The organism is Pseudomonas rhodesiae (genome assembly GCF_007858255.1).
In the GTDB taxonomy this organism is placed as follows: domain Bacteria; phylum Pseudomonadota; class Gammaproteobacteria; order Pseudomonadales; family Pseudomonadaceae; genus Aquipseudomonas; species Aquipseudomonas rhodesiae.
Genome location: NZ_VFEU01000016.1, coordinates 87,730 through 110,081 on the forward strand (window position 1 = coordinate 87,730; position 22,352 = coordinate 110,081).

A 22,352-nucleotide genomic window follows, 5' to 3' on the forward strand; every position below is an offset into this window, starting at 1 on the left:
AAGCCCCCTCCTACCTTTGGAACCCATCACTTATTAGATCATCGCCTTGGCAAGGAACGGCGCAGTCCGGCTCTTTTTGCTTTTGGCCACCTTCTGCGGCGTGCCGCAGGCCACCACGTTGCCGCCCAGATCACCGGCGCCCGGGCCGATATCGATCACCCAGTCGCTCTGGGCCACCACGCGCATTTCATGTTCCACCACAACCACCGTGTGCCCCGCGTCCACCAGTTGATTGAGCTGGCTGAGCAAGCGGTCGACGTCCCGTGGGTGCAGGCCAGTGGTGGGTTCATCCAACACATACAAGGTGGCGCCACGGGCATTGCGTTGCAGCTCGGTGGCCAATTTGATGCGCTGCGCTTCGCCGCCGGACAGCTCCGTCGCCGGTTGGCCGAGGCGCAGGTAACCCAGGCCGATATCCCGCAACACCTCCAGCGAACGCAGCACGCCCGGCTGTTCGGCAAACACCTCCACCGCCTGGTTCACCGTCAGCCCCAGCACCTGGGCGATGTTCATGCCTTGCCACTTCACCGCCAGGGTTTCGGGGTTGTAGCGCGCGCCATGGCAGGTTGGGCACGGTGCGTAGACGCTGGGCATAAACAGCAACTCGACGCTGACAAAGCCCTCGCCCTCGCAGTTGGGGCAGCGGCCCTTGGCGACGTTGAACGAGAATTGCCCGGCATCGTAGCCGCGCTTCTTCGCTGCCGGCGTGGCGGCAAACAGTTTGCGCACGTTGTCGAACAGGCCGGTGTAGGTTGCCAGATTGGAACGCGGCGTGCGGCCGATGGGTTTCTGATCCACCTGCACCAAACGCCGGATATGTTCCAGCCCAGCGCCGATACGTCCGCCGCTGGCTTGCGGCGCGTCATCTTCCAGGCTTGGTTCGTCGTCGCTTTCCACCACGCGCCCAAGGCCACTGCCCACCAGTTCGAGCAGCGCCTGGCTGACCAGGCTGGACTTGCCTGAACCGGAAACTCCGGTGACGGCGGTAAAGCAGCCCAGCGGAAAATCCACCTGCAAATCTTTAAGGTTATTGCGCGTTACGCCCTCCAGCGTCAGCCAGGCGCTAGGATCACGACGCGCGGCAGTGGCCGGACGCGGTGCGGCGAACAGGTACTCGCGGGTCTGCGACGCCTGCACCTCGGCCAGGCCGGCGGGCGGCCCGCTGTACAGCACTTGCCCGCCCTGCTCGCCGGCAGCCGGGCCGACATCGATCAGCCAATCGGCGCGGCGCATGGTTTCCAGGTCGTGCTCGACTACAAACAACGAATTGCCCGCCGCCTTCAACCGCTCCAGCGCGGTAAACAAGGCTTCGCCATCGGCCGGATGCAGGCCGGCCGATGGTTCGTCCAACACATAAATCACGCCAAACAATTGCGAACCCAACTGAGTGGCCAGGCGCAAACGCTGCAATTCGCCGGACGACAAAGTCGGCGTGCTGCGTTCCAGGGACAGGTAGCCCAAACCCAGTTCGATCAGTGTATTAACGCGTTCCAGCAGATCCTCAGCGATACGCTGCGCCGCCAGACGCTTTTCCACCGACAGTTTCATGCGGTCTTCGCCCGCCGCCACCGGTCGCAGCAACTCGGCCAGCTGCGTCAACGACAGCTGGGACAACTCGCCGATGTCCACCCCGGCAAATTTCACCGACAACGCCGCTCGGGTCAGGCGTTTGCCCTCGCACAGCGGGCAAGGGCTGCCCTGCATAAATTGCGAGACGCGCTTTTTCATCAGCGCGCTCTGAGTGTGGCTGAAGGTGTGCAGGATATAGCGCCGCGCACCGCTGAACGTGCCTTGGTAACTGGGTTCCAACTTGCGCTTGAGCGCCTCGCGGGTCTGCTCCGGGGTGAAACCGGCATACACCGGCACCGTTGGGGTTTCTTCGGTGAAGAGAATCCAATCGCGCTGTTTTTTCGGCAGGTCGCGCCACGGGATATCCACGTCATAGCCCAGCGTCACTAGGATGTCGCGCAGGTTCTGGCCCTGCCACGCCAACGGCCAGGACGCCACCGCGCGCTGGCGGATGCTCAGGGACGGATCGGGCACCATCAGCGCTTCCGTCACCTCATACACGCGGCCCAGCCCATGGCATTGCGGGCACGCACCCTGGGGCAGGTTCGGCGAGAAATCCTCGGCATACAGCATGGCCTGCCCTGCCGGGTATTGCCCGGCGCGGGAATACAGCATGCGAATCAGGCTCGACAGGGTGGTCACACTGCCCACCGATGAGCGTGCACTCGGCGTGCCGCGCTGCTGTTGCAGGGCCACCGCCGGCGGCAAGCCTTCGATGCTGTCCACATCGGGCACGCCCACCTGATCGATCAAGCGCCGCGCATACGGCGCCACCGATTCGAAATAGCGGCGCTGAGCCTCGGCATACACCGTAGAAAACGCCAGGGACGATTTGCCCGAGCCGGACACGCCGGTAAACACCACCAGGGCATCGCGCGGGATGTCCACATCGACGTTGCGCAAGTTGTGTTCGCGAGCGCCGCGCACGCGCACAAAGCCAGCGGCCTGGGCCGTGAGCGGCGGGAGGTTGCGTTGTGAGGTCATGGTCAACCTTATCGAGCGGTGAGCACGCTGCGCACCCGTTGCGTCAAGGCTTCGGGGCTGTAGGGCTTGCTCAGCAGATGAATGTCGGGAGTCAGCAGATGGTTGTTGGAGAGGATGTCGCGGGTGTGGCCGGAGGTGAACAGTACCGGCACCGGCGGAATCTGCTCCCGCGCCCACTCGGCCAGGTCGGTGCTTTTGACCCGGCCCGGCATCACCACATCGGTGAAAATCAGCTCCGGTTGCAGGCCCGCTTGCAGCTGGCGCATGGCCTGGTCGCCATCTTCGGCGGTGAGCACGGTGTAGCCCGATTGTTCGAGCACCTCCACCACGGTCAGGCGCACGCCCTCATTGTCTTCCACCACCAGGATGGTTTCCCGGCCACACTCAGAGACCACCGGCTCGGCCGGCACCTCCAGGCACTCCTCGCCGAGGCTGCGCGGAAAATACAGCTGCACCACGGTGCCCTTGCCTTCTTCGCTGCACACATCCACATGGCCGCCACTCTGACGCACAAAGCCGAACACCATACTCAGGCCCAGGCCCGTGCCGTGGCCATCACGCTTGGTGGTGAAGAAGGGTTCGAACACTTTGGACTGGATGGCCGGCGACATGCCCACCCCGGTATCGGCCACGGACAGACGCACGTACTCGCCGGGGTTGACGCTTTTGCCCACGCAATCGTCGGGGTTGAGGATGATGTTTTCGCCGCTGATGCGAATCACACCCTCGCCTTTCATGGCGTCCCGGGCATTGATCGCCAGGTTGAGCAAGGCGTTTTCCAACTGGTGACGGTCGACGTGGATACACCAGGGGTCGCGGGGCAATTGCACGTCGATATGAATGGTTTCGCCCAAGGCGCGTTGCAGCAGTTCACCCAGGGTTTCGTAAATACGCAGCGGGTTGTACACCGCTGGCGACAGCGGCTGGCGCCGAGCAAAGGCCAGCAATTGGGCCGACAGCTTGGCGCCACGGTCCACGGCGGCAATCGCGGCGCTGACCCGGCGTTGCACATGCTCATTGTGCGGCTCATGCCGCGCCAGCAAATGCAGGTTGCCGGAGATCACTTGCAGCAGGTTGTTGAAGTCGTGGGCCACGCCGCCGGTGAGGCCGCCAATGGCTTCCAGTTTTTGCGACTGGCGCAACTGGTCCTCAGCGGCGGAACGCGCCTGCACTTCGGCGGCCACCCGCTGTTCCAGGTTGTGCGTGAGTTCTTGGCGCACCTGCTCGGACTTCACCAGTTCGGTGGTCTCCACCACAATCGCCAACACCCCGGCCGGTTGCTGGTCATCGCCGGCGACGGGGCTGTAGTACAGATCCAGCCACACGGTCTCCGGCAGGCCGTTGCGCAACAGCACCAGGTCTTTATTGTTGAACGACAAGGTGCCGCCAGCCAGGCAGGTGTCCACCACATGCCGATTGAAATCCGCCACTTCCGGCCAACCCAGCTCCACCGGCGTGCCCAATAGATAAGGGTGACGTCCACCGGCAAAAGCCGAGTAACTGTCGTTGTAAATCATGTAGCCCGCTCGCCCCCACAGCATCACCATCGGCACGGGAGACGCCAGCATCATTTGCACGGTGCAGACCAGGCTGGTGGACCATCGATCGATCGGTCCAAGGTCGGTGGTTGACCAGTCGAATGCGCGAATACGCTGGGCCATTTCACCGGCCCAACCTTCACAGCCGTGTGGGTTGGATAAAAATTGCATCGTTCGGCTCTGCGCAGAGAAAGGACGGTCGCAACAGTTGGAGCGCACCGGGGGCGGATCGTTTCATTTGCATACGTTAGGGGCAATTCGCCGCATATGCTACTGGGCTCAACGAAAATCCCGGCTGCGCACATCCATGCCATCGAGCAAGGCGGACAGATCGGTCAGCCGCCCGGCGATCAGGTGCCGCACCTCGCCTACCGCTTCCCAGCGGCCATCGACTTTAAGCAGACGCGAGCCGACCAGAGCCAGGCGCTGACGTTCGGCAAGGTCGCGCCAGACCACTACATTCAAGTTGCCGAACTCATCTTCCAGGGTCACGAAGGTCACCCCGCTCGCGGTGCCGGGCCGTTGTCGCCCGGTAACCAGCCCGGCAACGCTGACATTGCGCCCATGCTCCACCGCCATCAGCTCGCGGGAGCTGCGGCAGCGTCGTTGACGCAACTCGGCGCGCAGCAGCGCCAGTGGATGCGGGCCGAGGGTGGTGCCCAGGGTGGCATAGTCGGCGTGCAGGTCTTCGCTGACCGTGGGCGCCGGTAATACCACCGCGTCTTCGTCGGGGCTGGGCAGGCCGGCAAACAATCCCAGTTGCTTGTGCACGCCGGCCACCTCCCAGCGTGCGCGGTGGCGATTGCCGGCCAGGGCACGCAAGGCGCCGGCATCGGCGAGCAGGGCCTGGGCTCGCGAGTCCAGCGCGGCGCGACGGTCCAGGTCGGCGATGTCGCTGAATATTTGCTGCCGGCGCGCCGCTTCGATGCGCCGGGCATCCTCTTCACGAAACCCCGAGATCAGGCGCAAGCCCATGCGAATCGCCGGTTGCGCGCCGTCGATGGGCTCCAGGCTGCAATCCCAGTCGCTGGCCTGCACATCCACCGGGCGGACCTGCAAGCGATGGCGCCGCGCGTCCTGCAGGATCTGGTCCGGGCTGTAGAACCCCATGGGCCAACTGTTAATCAGCGCGCACGCGAACGCCGCCGGTTCATGGCACTTGAGCCAGCAACTGGCGTAGGTCAGCAAGGCAAAACTGGCCGCATGGGACTCGGGGAAACCATAGCTGCCAAACCCCTTGATCTGCTCGAAGATCTGCGCGGCGAATGCCTCGGTGTAGCCGTTTTTCAGCATGCCATCGCGCAACCGCTCGCGATGGGGTTCAAGGCCGCCGTGGCGTTTCCAGGCGGCCATGGAACGGCGCAACTGGTCGGCCTCGCCGGGGCTGTAGTCGGCGGCCACCATAGCGATCTGCATCACCTGCTCCTGGAACAGCGGGATGCCCAGGGTGCGTTGCAACACGGTTTTCAGTTCGGGCGACGGGTAAGTCGTCGGTTCTTCATGGTTACGCCGCCGCAGGTACGGATGCACCATGCCGCCCTGGATCGGCCCGGGCCGCACAATGGCGACCTCGATTACCAGATCATAAAAGACCTTGGGCCTGAGCCTTGGCAGCATGGCCATCTGCGCCCGCGACTCGATCTGGAACACGCCAATGGTGTCGGCCTTGCTGATCATGGTGTAGGTGGCCGGGTCGTCCTTGGGAATGCTGGCCAGCGTCAGGTTGCGACCGCGATGCTGGCGCAGCAAATCGAAGCAACGGCGGATCGCACTGAGCATGCCCAGGGCAAGGATATCCACTTTGAGCAGGCCCACCGCGTCAAGGTCGTCCTTGTCCCACTGGATAATCGTACGCTCGGCCATGGCGGCGTTTTCCACCGGCACCAGGGTGTCCAGCGGGTACTCGGAAATCACGAACCCACCGGGGTGCTGGGACAGATGCCGAGGGAAGCCGATCAACTGCTGGGTCAAGGTCAGCACCCGATGCAGGATCGGCGTATGCGGGTCGAAGCCTGCTTCGCGCAGGCGCTCCAGGGGCGGTGCGTCGTCACTCCAGCGCCCGCAGCAATCGGCCAGGGCGTTGATCTGATCCGGCGGCAACCCCAAGGCCTTGGCCACGTCACGCACCGCGCCGGCAGCGTGATAAGTGCTGACCACCGCGGTCAGCGCCGCGCGGTGGCGGCCGTAGCGCTGGAATACGTATTGCAGCACTTCTTCGCGGCGTTCGTGTTCGAAGTCCACGTCGATATCCGGCGGCTCGTTGCGCTCCTTGGATAAAAACCGCTCGAACAACAGGTTGGTCAGGCTCGGGTCGATCTCGGTGATGCCCAGGGCAAAGCACACCGCCGAATTGGCCGCCGAGCCACGGCCCTGGCACAGGATCGAACGGCTGCGGGCGAAGCGCACAATGTCATGCACCGTGAGGAAATAGCTTTCGTAGCCCAGATCGCTGATCAGCCCCAATTCGTGGTCGATCTGCATTGACGTCTTGGCCTCGACGCCGTGGGGCCAGCGCCGCGCCATGCCTTCTTCGGTGACGGCGCGCAACCAGGTTTTAGCGGTATGCCCCTCGGGCACCAATTCACGCGGGTAGTGATAGCGCAACTGGCTGAGGTCGAAGGTGCAACGACGCGCGATGGCCAGGCTTTCGTCGAGCAGCGCTTGCGGGTACAGCGCGCCGAGGGCGTCAAGGCTGCGCAAGTGCCGCTCGCCGTTGGGGTGCAGGCGCGTGCCGGCCTCAGCCACGCTGACGTGATGACGGATGGCAGTCATGGTGTCTTGCAAAGCGCGGCGCCCACGTACGTGCATATGCACATCGCCACAAGCCACCGCTGGTATTTGCAGGCTGGCGGCCAGGTTCAGGCGTTGCTGCAAGTGGCGCGCATCGTCCTGCCCGCAATGCAGATGCACCGCCAACCACAGGCGTTCGGCGAAGGTCTCGCGCAGCCATTTGATCGACGCCTGGGTGTCATCGTCAGCCGCCACCCACAACGCCAGCAGGCCGGGCATCGGTTGATCGAAATCGTCTTGCAGCAGGCGATAACGGCCCTTTTCGGCGCGGCGGCGGGCCACGGTGATCAACCGGCACAGGTACTGGTAGCCGCTGAGGTCTTGCACCAGCAGCACCAGTTTCGGGCCGTTTTCCAGGCGCACTTCGCTGCCGATGATCAGCGGCAGTTCCACCGCCTTGGCCGCCTGCCAGGCGCGTACGATGCCCGCCAGGCTGCACTCATCGGTGATTGCCAGGGCGCTGTAGCCTTGGGCCTTGGCCCGTTCGAACAACTCCAGGGCACTGGATGCACCGCGCTGAAAACTGAAGTTGGACAGGCAATGCAGCTCGGCGTAGCTCATGCAAACCAGCCTTGCAGCCACAAGCCATCGCTCTGCCCCACGTTGCGGAAAGCCCAGCCGCGTTGGCCGGTGCGGGTCTGCACCAAGTAATAATCGCGACGGATATCGGCGCCGTCCCACCAGCCGGATTCGATACGCTCCGGGCCCATCAGGATATGCACGCCCTGCTCGGCCAATGGGCTCGGTTGCGGCAGCAGCCAGCCGGGGCGCTGCACCTTGTTTAAGCCTTGGCAGGCACGCGGGTCCGCTGCCGCTTGCCAGGCACACTCCGGGCGATGGTCGGCATGAAAGCGCAGGCCCTGCACAGCGTCATCCCCCAGGCGCGCGCGCAGGCGTTCGCGCAATTGCTCCCAGGGCAGGGTTTGTTGCGGGCGCTCATCGAACAGGTCCTGACGCTGCGGCACAAACACCGGCAGGTCTTCGGCCAGCAGGCGCAGGCCACGCACCGGGGCGCTGACTTGCACCTGCTCCAGGCGCCCGCGCGCCAGTTCGAACAGCATGCCCGGTTCGCGCTCGGCACTGAGCAGGCCGACTTTGATCACACTGTCGGCAGCCTGGGCATGTTCCAGATGCAGATCGAAACGCTGCACGCCACTGTCGCGACCGCAGAGGAATGCGGACAGATCGGCGGTCAAACGGCGCAAAGGGAATAGCAGCGCCTGATGGGAATGCACGTCGAAGTTCAGTTCGATGCGTACGTCAAACCGGTCGGGTGGCTGGTAGAAGTCCAGAGCCAACGGGCGCTGGCCGCTCAAGGCATCCAGGTGCTGAAGCAGACCGACGTCAAACCGCCGCGCCAAGGTGTGCCGAGGCAAGGCCTGCACGTGGGCCAGGGTACGCAGGCCCATGCGCGATAACGCGGTAGCCGCCTGCGGCTCCAGGCCGGCGCGGTCGATGGGCAACGGGGCCAGGGCCTGCTGTAAAGCGGCGTCATCGGCCACGGCCAGACCATCATAGAGATTGGCCAACACCCGCGCCGCCGCCGGGTTGGGCGCGGCGACAATGCGGTGGCGAAAGCCCAGTTCGGTCAACTCCTTGCGCAGGCGCGCTTCGAACAGCGGCCAGGGCCCGAACAGCCCCAGGCTCGATTCGATTTCAAACAGCAAGGCGCGTGGGTAATACACGCTGACCTGAGAACTGAAACGGTAGGCCCAGGCCGCCAGGAATTGCTGCCAACGCTCAATTTGCACGGGGTCGTATTCGGCGCTGGCAAAGGTCTTGACCAGCGCATGGGCCGCCGTCAGGGACTGGCCAGGCCGTAAGCCCAACGCACGCGCGGCGGCATTGACGGTTTGCAGGACGCGCCGCTGCGGCGTACCGGCGAGCAGCGCCAAGGGCGCATCCGGCTCAGGGTGCAGGCGCTGCACCCCGTCCAGCGCCAATTGCGGGAAGACAATACACACCCAGCGCATGGCAAGCTCAGTGCCCGGCCAACGCAATCGGCGCCGGATGGGCCAGCCCGCCGCGACACTTGAGCACGCGCACCTGGGCGGGCCTGGCCTCGACGGCCAGGCGCAACGCGGCAGGCGATGGGTTGATTGCTTCACTCAGGGCACGCCAGGCAAAAGCCAGGGTCTGGCCGGTTTCGGCCGCCACCTGCAAGCGGCGCAAGGCACGGTCATCGGCCTTGTGCGGCCAGCACAACACGGCGCCGCAACTGCCGGAACGCAGGCACTGTTCCACAGCCCACAGCACGTCGCGCTCCTCGGCCTGCACCACTGAGAGCTGACGCACGTCCACCCCGGCGTTCTGCCAGGCATGGGGGTACGGCGTATAGGGCGGCGCCACCAGCACAATGCGCTCGCCCGCCGCCGATAAGCGCGCCAGGGTCGGCAGCACCAGTTGCAATTCGCCCACGCCGTCCTTGGCCATCAGGATTTCACTCAAGGCCGACGCCGGCCAGCCGCCGCTGGGCAGCACCGCATCCAGCGCCGCCAGCCCGGTGGGATGCAGGCTGGCCGGTGGCGCGGCGGGCCGGCCCTTCCAGACGCGGCCACCATTGAACAGCGCGTCCAGGGCAACCACGGCGCCCATCAGCCTTGCCTCACCAGGCCGCAGAACACCCCTTCGATGGCCAGGTCCTGGTCGGGGCCCACCACAATGGGTTGGTACGCGGGGTTGCGGGGCAGCAGACGCACCGTGTCGGCGTTGCGCTCAAAACGTTTGATGGTGACTTCGCCGTCCAGGCGCGCCACCACGATCTGCCCATTCAAAGCCTCGGCACTGCGCCGCACGCCCACCAGGTCGCCGTCGAGGATGCCGTCTTCGATCATCGAGTCGCCCTGCACCCGCAGCAAGTAATCCGGGATTTTCGCGAAGGTAGCCGGGTCCAGTTGCAGGCGGCTGTGCACCTCGGCATCGGCGCCAATCGGCAGACCGGCGGCCACACGGCCAAGCACAGGCACATCCAGCCATTCGGGTCGCGCCGGCTGATTGAGCAGGCGAATACCACGGGCCTGGTTGGGGTTGACCTCGATAAAACCGGCTTCGGTCAGCGCCAGCACATGCTTGCGCGCCACGCTGCGCGAGGCAAAACCGAATGCCTCGGCGATCTCGGCGAGGCTGGGGGGCTGGCCTTGCTGCGCGATGCGGTCGCGGATAAAGGTCAGGATGGCGGTACGGCGGGGGGTCAGGGTCGTCATGGAGTACATTTGTACTCCTGTGGGAAATTTCTGACAATAGCCGTCAGTCGGGGTTGCGTTGAACCAGCGAAAAGTCGATCAAGCAGGTAAGGGAATAGTCCGCAGCGGTCGCACCGATTTGTAGGAGAAGCTCGAATAGATCTCTTTGACGCACGGCAAGGTCTGTAGCACCTCGCGGGCAAATTCGCCGAACGACTCAAGATCCTTGGCCACCACCTCCAGCAAGAAGTCATAGCGCCCCGACACGTTATGGCAGGCCACGATTTCCGGGATATCCAGCAGCCGCTGTTCAAAAGCGCGGGCAATCTCCTGGGTGTGACTCTCCATCATGATGCTGACAAATGCCGTCACCCCATACCCCAGCGCCTTGGGCGACAGGATAGCCTGGTAACCGCTGATTACCCCGCTTTCCTCCAGGTTTCGTACCCGACGCCAGCATGGCGAGGTGGTTAGCGACACACGCTCGGCCAGTTCGGCCACCGTGAGACGGGCATTGCTTTGCAGGGCGTTTAACAAGGCTTTATCGGTACGATCGAGGTGAGTGGGCATAGCGTGCCTCTAAACGTTATTTTTATTGGCTTTTCATCCCCTGATACGGGATTTGGCAGCAAACTTGGCAAAGTTCGGCCGCGATTTCGAGCATAGCATTGTAGGAAACAAGGAGCGCCCGGCATGCACAATAAACACAAGACATTCGGCTTTTCCACACGCGCCATCCATCACGGCTATGACCCCAAAGACCATCACGGCGCCCTGGTGCCGCCGATCTATTTGTCCGCCACCTTTGCCTTTCCCACCGCCGAATACGGCGCTGCCTGTTTTGCCGGTGAGGCCAACGGACATTTCTATACGCGCATTTCCAACCCCACCCTCGCGCTGTTGGAATCGCGCATGGCCAGCCTGGAGAACGGCGAGGCGGCGGTGGCGTTCAGTTCCGGCATGGGCGCAATCGCCGCGACATTCTGGACGCTGTTGCGGCCCGGCGATGAGGTGATCGTTAGCCAGACCCTTTACGGCTGCACCTTCGCCCTGCTGCACCACGGCATCGGTGAATTCGGCATCAAGGTGCGCCACGTCGACCTGACCGACCTGGCCGCGCTGCAGGCCGCGCTCAGCCCTGCCACGCGCATGATCTACTGCGAAACCCCGGCCAACCCCACCCTGCAACTGGTGGACATCGCCGCCGTGGCCACCCTCGCCCACCAGCAGCCGAATGTGACCGTGGTGGTCGACAACACCTACTGCACTCCCTACCTGCAACGCCCCCTCGATCTCGGCGCCGACGTGGTGGTGCATTCGGCCACCAAGTACCTCAGCGGCCACGGCGATATCACCGCCGGCATTGCCGTGAGCAACCAGGCCCTGGCCCAGCGCATTCGCCTGCAAGGCCTCAAGGACTTGACCGGTGCGGTGATGTCGCCGCAGGACGCGGCCTTGCTGATGCGCGGCCTCAAAACGCTGGCCCTGCGCATGGACCGTCATTGCAGCAATGCCCAAGCCGTGGCCGAAGCCTTGCAGGCCCATCCCGCCGTCGAGCACGTTACCTACCCCGGCCTGCCGTCTTTCCCACAGTACGCGTTGGCAAAACGACAGATGGGTCAGGCCGGCGGCATGCTGGCCTTCGAGCTAAAAGGCGGCATCGACAGCGGCCGGCGCTTTATGAACGCCCTGCAATTGTTTACCCGCGCGGTCAGCCTGGGGGATGCCGAATCGCTGGCCCAACACCCGGCGAGCATGACCCATTCCACCTACACCCCGCAGGAACGCGCGCAGCACGGTATCAGCGAAGGTCTGGTGCGGTTGTCGGTCGGGTTGGAGGATGTGGCCGACCTGCTGGCGGATGTGCACCAGGCGTTGGCCAAGTGCATGCGCGTGGCGCCGCGTGCCAAGGCGATGGCGACCCACGCCGCGAGATAACGGCGCAGGCCTGACGCGGGGCGAGCCCGCCCATACAAGACATCACGTGGCCTTGAGCCGGACTCAGACCCTCGGTGCCATATGCTCGGCAATCCGCGCCCGTAACCAGCGCTCCGCAGGGTCATTGTCGTGCACCCCGCTCCAGACCATCGACAACTCTGCCGCATCAATCGCAAACGGCGGGTCCTCGGCGCGCAGGGTGGTGCCCTCGGTCAAGGCGCATGCCGCGTAGTCCGGTACAGTGGCGATGATCTGCGTGCCCGCCAGCAACGCCCGCAACCCGCTGAATTGCGGCACCGCCAGTACCACCCGCCGGGCGCGGCCGATGCGCGCCAGGTCCAGGTCGATATTGCCGCTCAAGTCCCCGGAAAACGACACCATTGCATGGGGGCGCTGGCAGTAATCATCCAGGCTCAGCGACGCCACGCCGTCATCGCCGCGCAGCACTTTGCACGGAATATCCCGCAGCTTCTTGCGCTTGGCGTTCGCCGGCAATTCGGTGGTGTAGCTCACGCCTACGGAAATCTCGCCACTGGCCAGCAGCGACGACATCAACAGGTAATTAGCCCGGCGGACCACCACGATGATCCCCGGCGCTTCTTCGCGCAGTTGGCTAAGCAACGGCGGAAACAGGCCGAACTCGGCGTCATCGGACAAACCGATGCGGAACACCGCGCAGCTGGTGGATGGGTCGAAATCCTTGGCGCGGCTGACCGCGCCGGAAATGGTGTCCATGGCCGGTTGCAGCTCCTTGAGTATCGCCACTGCCCGTGGCGTGGGCTCCATGCCCCGTCCGTTGCGTAGCAGCAACGGGTCGTCGAACAGATCGCGCAAACGCCCCAGCGCTGCGCTTACCGCCGGTTGGCCCATAAACAGTTTTTCAGCGACCCGGGTCAGGTTCTTTTCGAACATCAAGGCTTCGAAAATCACCAGCAGGTTCATGTCGACGCGGCGCAGGTCGTTGCGGTTCATGGTGCTATCCAGACGGTTATCAGGCCGCCAGCTAAGCACGTAGGCGCGGCATCGGGATTGCACGCCTGTGCTGTCTTTTTCGCCAGGAAAAACCGCCTCACCTGGCAAAATTAACAACGATTAACTCGTCAGGCACAGGCACCGGCGCCAAGAATGCAGCCGTCTACACTGCATCCATTCACCGGGAACGCTCCCATCGACTGCGGATACCTGTCATGGCCCGACTTGAGTACTGTGCGCCTCGCTTGCCCGCCACTGGCGGCCTGTGCCCTCGGCGCGAACGCATCGCCAAACAACTGATCCTGGCCAACCTCGGCGAAAGCCTGACCATCGCCGAGCTGGCCCAGGCCTGCGCCCTGTCGCGCAGCCATTTCTCTCGCGCTTTCAAGTGCAGCACCGGGCTGTCGCCCCAGGAATGGATCCGCCAACAGCGCATCCAGCGTGCCAAGGAGCTGATCACCACGTCCTCCCTGAGCCTCACGCAGATCAGCCTGGAGTGCGGGTTCTGCGACCAGGCGCACTTCTGCCACATGTTTACCCGCAGTGAAGGGGTCAACCCAATGACCTGGCGAAATCACCAACTGCGTCACAAGTCCCATGTGATCGCCGCCTAGTGATCCAGACACGCCTGGCCTATGCTGGCCGCCTACCGCTCCCAGAGCATGGCCACCCATGAACGACCTCCGCGATCAGGCCGTGCAGTTCGGCCCCTACCGTATCCACCCGCGCCAACGCCTGGTGCTGGAGGCCGGTCGGCCGCTACGCCTGGGGCGGCGCGCGGTGGATATCCTGCTGATCCTGCTGGAGCAGGCCGGCAATGTGGTGAGCAAGCAGGAGCTGATCGCGCGGGTGTGGCCGACAAGCGTGGTGGAGGACGGCAACCTGCGGGTGCATATGGCGGCGTTGCGTAAAGCGTTGGGCGATGGCCAGGCCGGGCAGCGCTATATCGTCACCGTGGCCCAGCGCGGCTACAGTTTTGTTGCGCCATTGAGCATCGAACCGATGAGCCTACCCAGCGACGGTGCGCCTCAACGCCCGTGCCACAACCTGCCCCTGCGCCGCACTCGCATGATCGGGCGCCAGGCCTTGATCGACCGCCTGGTGCAACAACTGCCCACGCAACGCTTTATCACCCTGACCGGCGCCGGCGGCATCGGCAAGACCACCGTCGCCCTGCGGGTGGCGGAATTGCTGATCGGCCACTACCGCGACGGCATTCACCTGCTGGACCTGGCGCCGCTGAGCACGCCGTCGATGATCCTGCCCAACCTCGCCGCCCTGCTCGACCTGGCACCGGCCGAACAAGGGCCGCTGGTGGCTTTCGCGCGCAGCTTGCAGGAGCGCCAGTTGCTGCTGGTGATCGACAACTGCGAACACTTGCTGGACGACATCGCGCTGATCAGCGAAACCTTGCTGCGCCACGCGCCCCACCTGCACATCCTGGCCACCAGTCGCGAAGCGTTGCGCGCCGAGGGCGAGTCGGTGCAACGCCTGGAGCCGCTGGCCTGCCCACCCGCCTCCGGCAACCGTGCCCAGGCCCTGGGTTACCCGGCCTTGCAACTGTTGATCGAGCGGGCCATGGCCCATCAGGACAGCTTTGAACTGAGCGACACCGAGCTGCCCCTGGCCATCGATATCTGTCAGCGCCTCGATGGAATTCCCCTGGCCATTGAGCTGGCGGCGGCGCAGATCGAGCGTTTCGGCCTGTCGGGATTGCTGGCGCAAATCAACGATAACGTGCGCCTGCTCAACCGTGGCCAGCGCAGTGACCTGCCCCGTCATCAGACCCTGCGCGCAACCCTGGACTGGAGCTTCAACCTGCTCAGTGCCGGCGAGCAAATCTGCCTGCGCCGTCTAGCGGTGTTTCGCGGCGGCTTCAGCCTGGCCAGCGCAACGGCGGTGATTGCCGGCGCAGCGCTCGCCCCGGCCGAAGTGCCCGGCTCGATCAGCCAACTGGTGGGCAAATCCCTGCTGAACGTAGAACCCAGCGATGACGATATGGTGTATCGCCTGCTGGACATCACCCGCACCTACGCCCTGGAAAAACTCAGCCTCGCCGGCGAGCTGGACGCCACCCGCGAACGTCACGCGGCGCATTGCCTGGCGCTGATGGAACAGGCACAGGCCGATTGGTCGCTACTCGCGACCCAGCCGTGGATCGACCGCTACGCCCCGCTGCGCGAAGACATCCGCGCGGCGCTGGACTGGGGCCTCGGCACGGGCGGTGCGTCGGCGCTGGCGATCAAGTTGACGGTCAGCGCCATGCCGCTGTGGCAGGAACTGTCGCTGCTGCGCGAACACGCTTTGTACGTGGGCAAGGCCCTGGCCCTGATGGACAAGGCCCAAGCGCCCTGCCCGCGCCTGGCGATGCAGCTGCAACTGGCCTTGGGCAGCCTGGTTTATCACGCAGTCGGCGGCGCGACCCAGAGCGGCACGGCATTCGCCGAAGCCGCGCGCCTGGCCGAGCAGAGCCAGGACCTGGGCGGCCAGTTGCGCGCGATCTCTGGGCAAATGGCGGTCGACCTCTGTGGCGGGCGCTATGACCAGGCGCGGGCGCAGAGCGTGCAGTTCGATCGCCTCGATCCGCGCACCGATCCGCTGCTGGGCTTGAGCAATCAGCGCCTGCAGGTGCTGGCCCAGCATTTTACCGGCGACCAGGTCCTGGCCCGCCAGAATGCCGAACAGCTGATCCAGCGCATGGCCCACAGCGGCCACTTGAACCGGTTCGCTCACGGCATCGGCATACAGTACGACCAGAATGTTGCTTCATTGACCGTCCTGGCGCGCATCCTATGGCTGCAGGGTTACCCCGAACGCGCCTGGCGCACCGCCAGCCAGGCATTGGAACTGGCCGTGCAGGTCAACCACGGCACCTCGATCTGCTACACCCTGGCCCTGGCCGGCGTGGTGATCGCACGCTACAACGGCGACCAGACGGCGGCGCAGCGCCTGCAAGCGCTATTGCTGGAACAGTCGCATAAACATGGGGTGCACTTGTTCCAGACCTGGGCCGGGCATTACGCCGGCATCATGGAACGCAGCGACCTGCAAGGTCTGGGGCTGATCGAAGACATTCTGGTCACGCTCGGCGCCTGCCCGGTCGATGCACAGAACGCCGCGCGTGCACGCACGGGGGCCGCCGGTTGGTGCGCGCCGGAATTATTGCGGGTAACCGCCGAGCAGATGTTGGGCCAGGGCGATACGTTGGCTGCCGAACCCCTGCTGCGCGAAGCCCTCGACCTGGCCAAAACCCAAGGCGCCCTGGCCTGGGAACTGCGCAGCGCCGCATCGATGGCACGGTTATGGCAAAGCCTGGGCCGCGCGGATGCCGCCCGCGACCTGCTCAAAGGCGTGTACGAACGGTTTAGCGAAGGGTTCGCGACGCCGGATCTAGTCGACGCTCGCCGCCTGCTCGACCAGTTGCAGGACAAACGGCCGGCCTGAACCCAGCCCCAGGTAATGCCCATAGCCCTGCTGCAAACGTTGCACTTGCCGTGGGTCGCGCAACTGCATCAGGGCATAGCCGCGCAGGCAATTGAGCAGGCGATAACGCGGCAATCCGGGGCCAGGCTCCACGCTGAGCAGCGAGACATTCACCAAGCGTGTCAGCAGGTACGCCAGGTCGGCATGCTCCAGTTCGGTGCCGGCCACCAACGCGCTCAACGTCGGCACGTTCACCGCGTGCTTGAACAGCCCCAATTGCAGGAACAACCAGCGCTCCGGCAGGCTTAGGCGCTGGTAGGTCCAATCCAGGGCTGCCGCGAGGGACTGATGCCGCTCAACCGCCGTGCGGCGCCCCCGAGTCAAGACCTGTAAGCCCTTGCACAGCTGCGCCTGCACGCCACGCATGCCCAGCGCGTCGACCTGCGCCGCCGCCAGCTCCAGCGCCAGGGGAATGCCGTCGAGGCGCCGCACGATATCGCGCAGCGGCGCCAGATCCTGAAGACGCAACGCAAAGCCTTGCTGACCGGCCCGCGCACGCGCCACGAACAGCTGCACCGCCGGGCAGGCCAACGCCTGTTCGACACTGGCCAGTGCCGCCGGTGCGGGCACCGCCAGGCGCGGTACGCGCAGCACCCATTCACCGGGAAGGTGCAGCGGTTCACGGCTGCTGATCAGCACGCTGACCCGGGGCGCCAGTTCACGCAATACGCGCAGCCACTGCCGGCACGCGACCAATAGCAGGTCAACGCCGTCGAGCACCAACAGCAACTGGCGCGACGCCAATTGCCGTCCCAGCTCATGGGCGCTGCTCCCGGCTTGCAGCTGCAGCACCGCGGCCACCTGCTCCAGCATCGCCTTCGGCGTCTGCACCGTGGCCAGGTCGACCCACCATACGCCGTCGCGATAGCGCGGCAAGACCCGCTCGGCCAGGGCCAATGCCAGGGTGCTCTTACCCACCCCGGCGCAACCTGTGAGGGTCACCAGGCGTTGGCCGGACAGACGCCGCACCAGCACGCCTAATACTTCGTCACGGCCTATCACCGGCGTCAGCCGGGTAACCAGGTTATGGCACGGCGTCGCCACCGAAGGCAGTGCGCCGTGCACCGGTGCCGCGAAGCAATAGCCGCGATGAGGATCATTGAGGATGTAGCGTTGCCCATCGAACGCCCGGCGCAACGCGGCGATATGCACACGCAGGTTGTTCTCTTCCACCACGCTGCACGGCCAGACGCGCTCGATCAAGGTCGCCTTGTCGATGAATTGTCCCGGCGCTTCGAGCAGCACCGCGAGGATGTCCAGCGCGCGCCCGCCAAGCGGCACCGGCCAACCCGCCTTGCTGACCAGGCGTTGCTGGCGGTGAAAGACATAAGCACCGAAGCGCAGTGTGCCATCAGCGTCCATCGACTGAGGGTTGTTCATGTCTCGTCATCGCGCTGAAACACCCGTTCTTGGGCGCTCGCGCATCCTTTTCCATGGGCTTGGCGTTATCTTGCCAGTTGGCAATGACAGGACAATGCTGGCACAGGGAGCGATACGGACAATCCGGTGCGCTAGACGGACATGGTGTCGTTAACTGAACTGTTGTCGGTACTGGGTCGGGGTCAGGCCGAGTTTTTCACTGAAGAGAAAGCGCATATGCCGCACGCTGCCGAAACCGGCGTGGAACGCCACGGTCTTGAGCGGCAGCTCGGTGGTTTCCAATAAGTGCCGCGCGCGGTCGATGCGCGCACCTTGCAGAAAGGCCATGGGCGTCATCTGCACATCCTTGGCGAACAACCGCGCAAAGTGGCGCGCGCTCATATCAACCAGAGCGGCCATGGATTCGACGGTGAAGGACTGTTCAAGATTGGCCAGAACATGGTTCTGCACTCGGGTGATCGGGGTTTCCTGGGGCGCCACGGCCGAGGTCATCGGGCTGAACTGAGCCTGGCCGCCCTGACGCTTCATCACCACCAGCAGCACCTTGGCCACTTCCACCGCCACCTGTTTGCCGTGGTCCTGAGCCACCACCGACAACGCCAGGTCGATGCCCGCGGTGACCCCGCCGGAAGTGATCAGGCGCCCGTCCTGCAAGTAGATGCGATCGGTCTCCACGATAGCTTTGGGGAACGCCTTGATCAGTCGCTCGGTGTAATGCCAGTGAGTGGTGACGCGATGACCGTCCAGCAGCCCGGCGTACCCCAGCACAAAGGCGCCGGTGCAGATCGAACCGAAGCGCCGCGCCCGTGGCACCGCCGCCCTGAGCCACGGCAGCAACGCCGGGTGGCACTCGTTGTAGGCGCCAGGGCCGCCGGGCACCAGCAACAGGTCATAAGCGTCCAGGGCCTGCTCCAGCAACAGGTCGGCCTGCACCATCACCCCATTGGAGGCGCGCAACGGGCCAGGCTCGGTGCCCAGGGTGAGGATTCGATAATGCTGCGCAGGGGGCAGGTAGCGATTGGCAATGGAGAACACTTCGAGCGGCCCGGCCATGTCGAGCAGGAGGAAGTCCGGGAACAGCGCCATGGCCACGGTTTTCATTGTGCGGAGGATCCATAGAGAAGAAGGCGGCGCTCATTATTGCACGCTCGCAACTGTCAACCGCAAGTGGACAGTTATTCAGTTTTCATCTTCTTAATGAATTAAAAGACAACCAGTAACCTTCTTCTCAACGCCAGCGCACTGCATGTCGCAGACCGCGCTCACTTGAGGACAAAGACCATGCTGACCCTACGCAAAGCTTCCGAACGCGGCGCCGCCAATCATGGTTGGTTGAAGTCGTTCCACACCTTCTCGTTCGCCAACTATTGGAACCCCGCCGAGCAGGGTTTTTCCGACCTGCTGGTGATCAACGATGACCGCGTCGCCGCCGGCAAAGGCTTCGGCCAGCACCCGCACCGCGATATGGAGATTTTCTCCTATGTGCTCGAAGGCGCCCTGGAACACAAGGACACCCTGGGCACCGGCTCGGTGATCCGCCCCGGCGATGTGCAACTGATGAGCGCCGGCAGCGGCGTGGCCCACAGCGAGTTCAACCACAGCCAGACCCGAGGCGTGCACTTCCTGCAAATCTGGATCGTGCCCTCGGTGGCCGGCGCAGAGCCGCGCTATCAGCAAGAGCACTTCAGCGAAGCGCAGAAACGCGGACGCTTGCAGTTGATCATCTCACCGGACGGCGCCGACGGTTCCCTCAGCGTGCGCCAGGACGCACGGGTCTACGCCGGGCTGTTCAACGCCGAAGAAACCGCGACGCTGGACCTGCCACCGGCGCGGCATGTGTACATCCACGTGGCTCGCGGCAGCGTTGAGGTCAACGGCCAGCGCCTGGAAGAAGGCGACGGCGCCCGCGTGCGGGATGAGCGCCAGATTCGCCTGAGCCACGGCGAGGACGCCGAGGTGTTGGTGTTCGACCTGCGCCCTCAGGAACTGCCACAGATGCCATGACCGACCGCGCGGTGGCCCGGGAAACCGGGCCATCGCTGGCGTCGATAGTCACCATCAGCCCAATGAAGTTCTCTTAAAAAAAGCAACGCGTAACATCCAACCCATACACAGCAACACCCCAACTTAATGACTCGGAGCACACTCTCATGAAACGCCAACTCTTGCTTAGCCTTGCTTTCTCGGTACTCGCTGCCAATGCATTCGCTCACCCCGTAGTCGCCGAAGGCGGCGCGGATCGCCTGATGGAAAACCGTGTCGCCGAAGGTGGCGCCGACCGTTTACAGGATCGTGGCCTGGCTGAAGGCGGCGCGGATCGCTTGCAGGAACGCGCTCTGGCCGAAGGCGGTGCGGATCGCTTGCAGGAACGTGCTCTGGCCGAAGGCGGTGCGGATCGCTTGCAGGAACGTGCTCTGGCTGAAGGCGGTGCGGACCGTTTGCAGGAACGTGGCCTGGTCGAAGGCGGTGCGGATCGTTTGCAGGAATGTGCTCTGGCTGAAGGCGGTGCGGATCGTTTGCAGGAACGCGCTCTGGCTGAAGGCGGTGCGGACCGTTTGCAGGAACGTGGCCTGGTCGAAGGCGGTGCGGATCGTTTGCAGGAGCGTGGCCTGGTCGAAGGCGGTGCTGACCGTCTGCTGGACAACCACGCTTAACCCCTCGCTGTTTGCGAGGCACCCCAAACCGGCCTGATCAGCCGGTTTTTTTTCGCCTGGCGTTCCGCTCAATTCACCCAATTGCACGATTTGCCTGAAATCAGTCATTTGCGGACCTACCCCAGCCCTCGTCTGCTTATTAAAGTGCCACTTTTGATCAAGGCTCGGATGGACTGATGAATCTCTGGTTTCGCTTGCTGTATATGTTGTGCCGTCGCCCGTGGCGCACACCTGCCCATGGCCTGGCCACCACGGTGGTGCGGATGCGCGTCTGGCCTCTGGACCTGGATATCAACCGGCATGTCACCAATGGTCGTTATTTCACCCTGGCGGACGTAGCGCGCATGGATTTCGTACTGCGCACCGGGGCCTTTCGCGTCGCCCTGCGGCATAAGGCATTGCCGATCGTGGGCGATACCTGGGGCAAATTCCGTCGCGAATTGAAACTGTTCGAAGCGTTCGAAGTGCACACCCGCATGCTCGGCTGGGACCATAAGTGGAGCCTGATGGAACATCGTTTCGTCAGTCGCGGCCGCGTGGTTGGGGTGGTGGTAATGCGTGGGCTGTTCCGCTCGGCCAAAGGCACCTTGCCGCCGAGTGAGTTTGTTCGGGAACTGGGGCTGGAAGAAGCTTCGCCACCGATGCCGCAGTGGCTGCTGGACTGGGCACACAGCTGCGACGAGATGAGTGCGCAACTGCGTACTGAAGAGCAAATCGCCTAGGCATTTTTTCGTGACACGAACGCCGTTAAACCTGTGGGAGGGGGCTTGCCCCCGATGGGCCTGCTCAGTCGATACCTGCGCGCCTGACCCACCGCTATCGGGGGCAAGCCCCCTCCCACCCTGATTACCACTGGCCTTTGGATGGGTGTAACACCTGACGACCGAGCCGGGGACCACTGTGCTCAAGTCAACGCCGTCAAACCTGTGGGAGGGGGCTTGCCCCCGATGGGGCCTTCCCAGTCGATACCTGCGCTGCTGACCCACCGCTATCGGGGGCAAGCCCCCTCCCACCCTGTTTACCGCTGGTCTTTGGATGGGTGTAAAACCTGACGACCGAGCCGGGGACCACTGTGTTCAAGTCAACGCCGTCAAACCCGTGGGAGGGGGATTGCCCCCGATGGGGCCTGCTCAGTCGATACCTGGGTTGCTGACCCACCGCTATCGGGGGCAAGCCCCCTCCCACCCGGGTTACCGCTGGTCTTTGGATGGGTGTAACACCTGACGACCGAGCCGGGGACCACTGTGTTCAAGTCAACGCCGTCAAACCTGTGGGAGGGGGCTTGCCCCCGATGGGGCCTGCTCAGTCGATACCTGCGCTGCTGACCCACCGCTATCGGGGGCAAGCCCCCTCCCACCCTGATTACCACTGGCCTTTGGATGGGTGTAACACCTGACGACCGAGCCGGTGACCACTGTGCTCAAGTCAACGCCGTCAAAACTGTGGGAGGGGGCTCGCCCCCGATGGGGCCTGCTCAGTCGATACCTGGGTTGCTGACCCACTGCTATCGGGGGCAAGCCCCCTCCCACCCTGATTACCACTGGCCTTTGGATGGGTGTAACACCTGACGACCGAGCCGGGGACCACTGTGCTCAAGTCAACGCCGTCAAACCTGTGGGAGGGGGCTTGCCCCCGATGGGGCCTTCCCAGTCCATACCTGCGCTGCTGACCCACCGCTATCGGGGACAAGCCCCCTCCCACCCTGGTTACCGCTGGCCTTTGGATGGGTGTAAAACCTGGCGACCGAGCCGGGGACCACTGTGCTCAAGTCAACGCCGTCAAACCTGTGGAGGGGGCTTGCCCCCGATGGGGCCTGCTCAGTCGATACCTGGGTTGCTGACCCACTGCTATCGGGGGCAAGC

Annotated in this window: 16 protein-coding genes; 6 read left to right on the plus strand and 10 right to left on the minus strand. The window is 64.2% G+C overall.

Annotated features, from left to right (window positions below; genetic code table 11):
• Window positions 1–33: 33 nt before the first annotated feature.
• The 7 genes from uvrA to FIV35_RS20745 form a co-directional block, all read right to left on the minus strand.
• Window positions 34–2,553, minus strand: coding sequence for an excinuclease ABC subunit UvrA (gene uvrA / locus FIV35_RS20715; protein WP_034138414.1), 2,520 nt, complete (start codon window positions 2,551–2,553; stop codon window positions 34–36).
• Between the two features lie 8 nt (window positions 2,554–2,561).
• Window positions 2,562–4,262: an ATP-binding protein gene (locus FIV35_RS20720; protein WP_034138415.1), complete on the minus strand. Its 1,701-nt coding sequence runs from the start codon at window positions 4,260–4,262 to the stop codon at window positions 2,562–2,564.
• Between the two features lie 108 nt (window positions 4,263–4,370).
• On the minus strand, window positions 4,371–7,442 hold the full coding sequence (locus FIV35_RS20725; RefSeq protein WP_034138416.1) for an error-prone DNA polymerase: 3,072 nt from the start codon (window positions 7,440–7,442) through the stop codon (window positions 4,371–4,373).
• Window positions 7,439–8,854, minus strand: coding sequence for a Y-family DNA polymerase (locus FIV35_RS20730; protein WP_034138417.1), 1,416 nt, complete (start codon window positions 8,852–8,854; stop codon window positions 7,439–7,441). The genes FIV35_RS20725 and FIV35_RS20730 overlap by 4 nt, the downstream gene beginning before the upstream one ends.
• Window positions 8,855–8,861: 7 nt before the next feature.
• Complete coding sequence (gene imuA, locus FIV35_RS20735; RefSeq protein WP_034098357.1) at window positions 8,862–9,476, minus strand: translesion DNA synthesis-associated protein ImuA; 615 nt, start codon at window positions 9,474–9,476, stop codon at window positions 8,862–8,864.
• The gene (gene lexA / locus FIV35_RS20740; protein WP_034138418.1) at window positions 9,476–10,093 is read right to left on the minus strand and encodes a transcriptional repressor LexA; all 618 of its coding nucleotides are present in this window, start codon (window positions 10,091–10,093) and stop codon (window positions 9,476–9,478) included. Before lexA ends, imuA begins: the two co-directional genes overlap by 1 nt.
• Before the next feature lie 69 nt (window positions 10,094–10,162).
• Complete coding sequence (locus FIV35_RS20745) at window positions 10,163–10,633, minus strand: Lrp/AsnC family transcriptional regulator (protein ID WP_034098361.1); 471 nt, start codon at window positions 10,631–10,633, stop codon at window positions 10,163–10,165.
• A gap of 123 nt (window positions 10,634–10,756) precedes the next feature.
• On the opposite strand from FIV35_RS20745, the gene FIV35_RS20750 reads away from it, so the two are divergent.
• Window positions 10,757–12,001, plus strand: coding sequence for a methionine gamma-lyase (locus FIV35_RS20750; RefSeq protein ID WP_034138419.1), 1,245 nt, complete (start codon window positions 10,757–10,759; stop codon window positions 11,999–12,001).
• 63 nt (window positions 12,002–12,064) lie between these two features.
• On the opposite strand, the gene FIV35_RS20755 is transcribed toward FIV35_RS20750, so the two are convergent.
• Window positions 12,065–12,973 carry a LysR substrate-binding domain-containing protein gene (locus FIV35_RS20755; protein ID WP_034138420.1) on the minus strand — a complete coding sequence of 303 codons (909 nt, stop codon included), beginning with the start codon at window positions 12,971–12,973 and terminating at the stop codon, window positions 12,065–12,067.
• Window positions 12,974–13,188: 215 nt separating this feature from the next.
• Here FIV35_RS20755 and FIV35_RS20760 point away from each other — a divergent pair, with 215 nt between their 5' ends.
• Window positions 13,189–13,587, plus strand: coding sequence for a helix-turn-helix domain-containing protein (locus FIV35_RS20760; RefSeq protein ID WP_034138421.1), 399 nt, complete (start codon window positions 13,189–13,191; stop codon window positions 13,585–13,587).
• Window positions 13,588–13,645: 58 nt separating this feature from the next.
• Entirely contained in the window at window positions 13,646–16,417 is a 2,772-nt protein-coding gene (locus FIV35_RS20765) for an ATP-binding protein (protein WP_034138422.1), read from the plus strand.
• Here FIV35_RS20765 and FIV35_RS20770 read toward each other — a convergent pair.
• Entirely contained in the window at window positions 16,364–17,836 is a 1,473-nt protein-coding gene (locus tag FIV35_RS20770) for an ATP-binding protein (protein WP_034138423.1), read from the minus strand. The two genes, FIV35_RS20765 and FIV35_RS20770, sit on opposite strands and share 54 nt — an antisense overlap.
• A 150-nt stretch (window positions 17,837–17,986) precedes the next feature.
• The gene (locus FIV35_RS20775) at window positions 17,987–18,937 is read right to left on the minus strand and encodes a GlxA family transcriptional regulator (protein ID WP_034098372.1); all 951 of its coding nucleotides are present in this window, start codon (window positions 18,935–18,937) and stop codon (window positions 17,987–17,989) included.
• 180 nt (window positions 18,938–19,117) lie between these two features.
• On the opposite strand from FIV35_RS20775, the gene FIV35_RS20780 reads away from it, so the two are divergent.
• From FIV35_RS20780 to FIV35_RS20790, 3 genes are all read left to right on the plus strand, one after another.
• Entirely contained in the window at window positions 19,118–19,840 is a 723-nt protein-coding gene (locus FIV35_RS20780; protein ID WP_034098374.1) for a pirin family protein, read from the plus strand.
• A gap of 146 nt (window positions 19,841–19,986) precedes the next feature.
• Window positions 19,987–20,490, plus strand: a complete 504-nt coding sequence (locus FIV35_RS20785) for a hypothetical protein (RefSeq protein WP_083377862.1) — start codon at window positions 19,987–19,989, stop codon at window positions 20,488–20,490.
• A 176-nt stretch (window positions 20,491–20,666) separates the two neighbouring features.
• Complete coding sequence (locus FIV35_RS20790) at window positions 20,667–21,212, plus strand: acyl-CoA thioesterase (protein WP_034138425.1); 546 nt, start codon at window positions 20,667–20,669, stop codon at window positions 21,210–21,212.
• The last annotated feature ends 1,140 nt before the right edge of the window (window positions 21,213–22,352 follow it).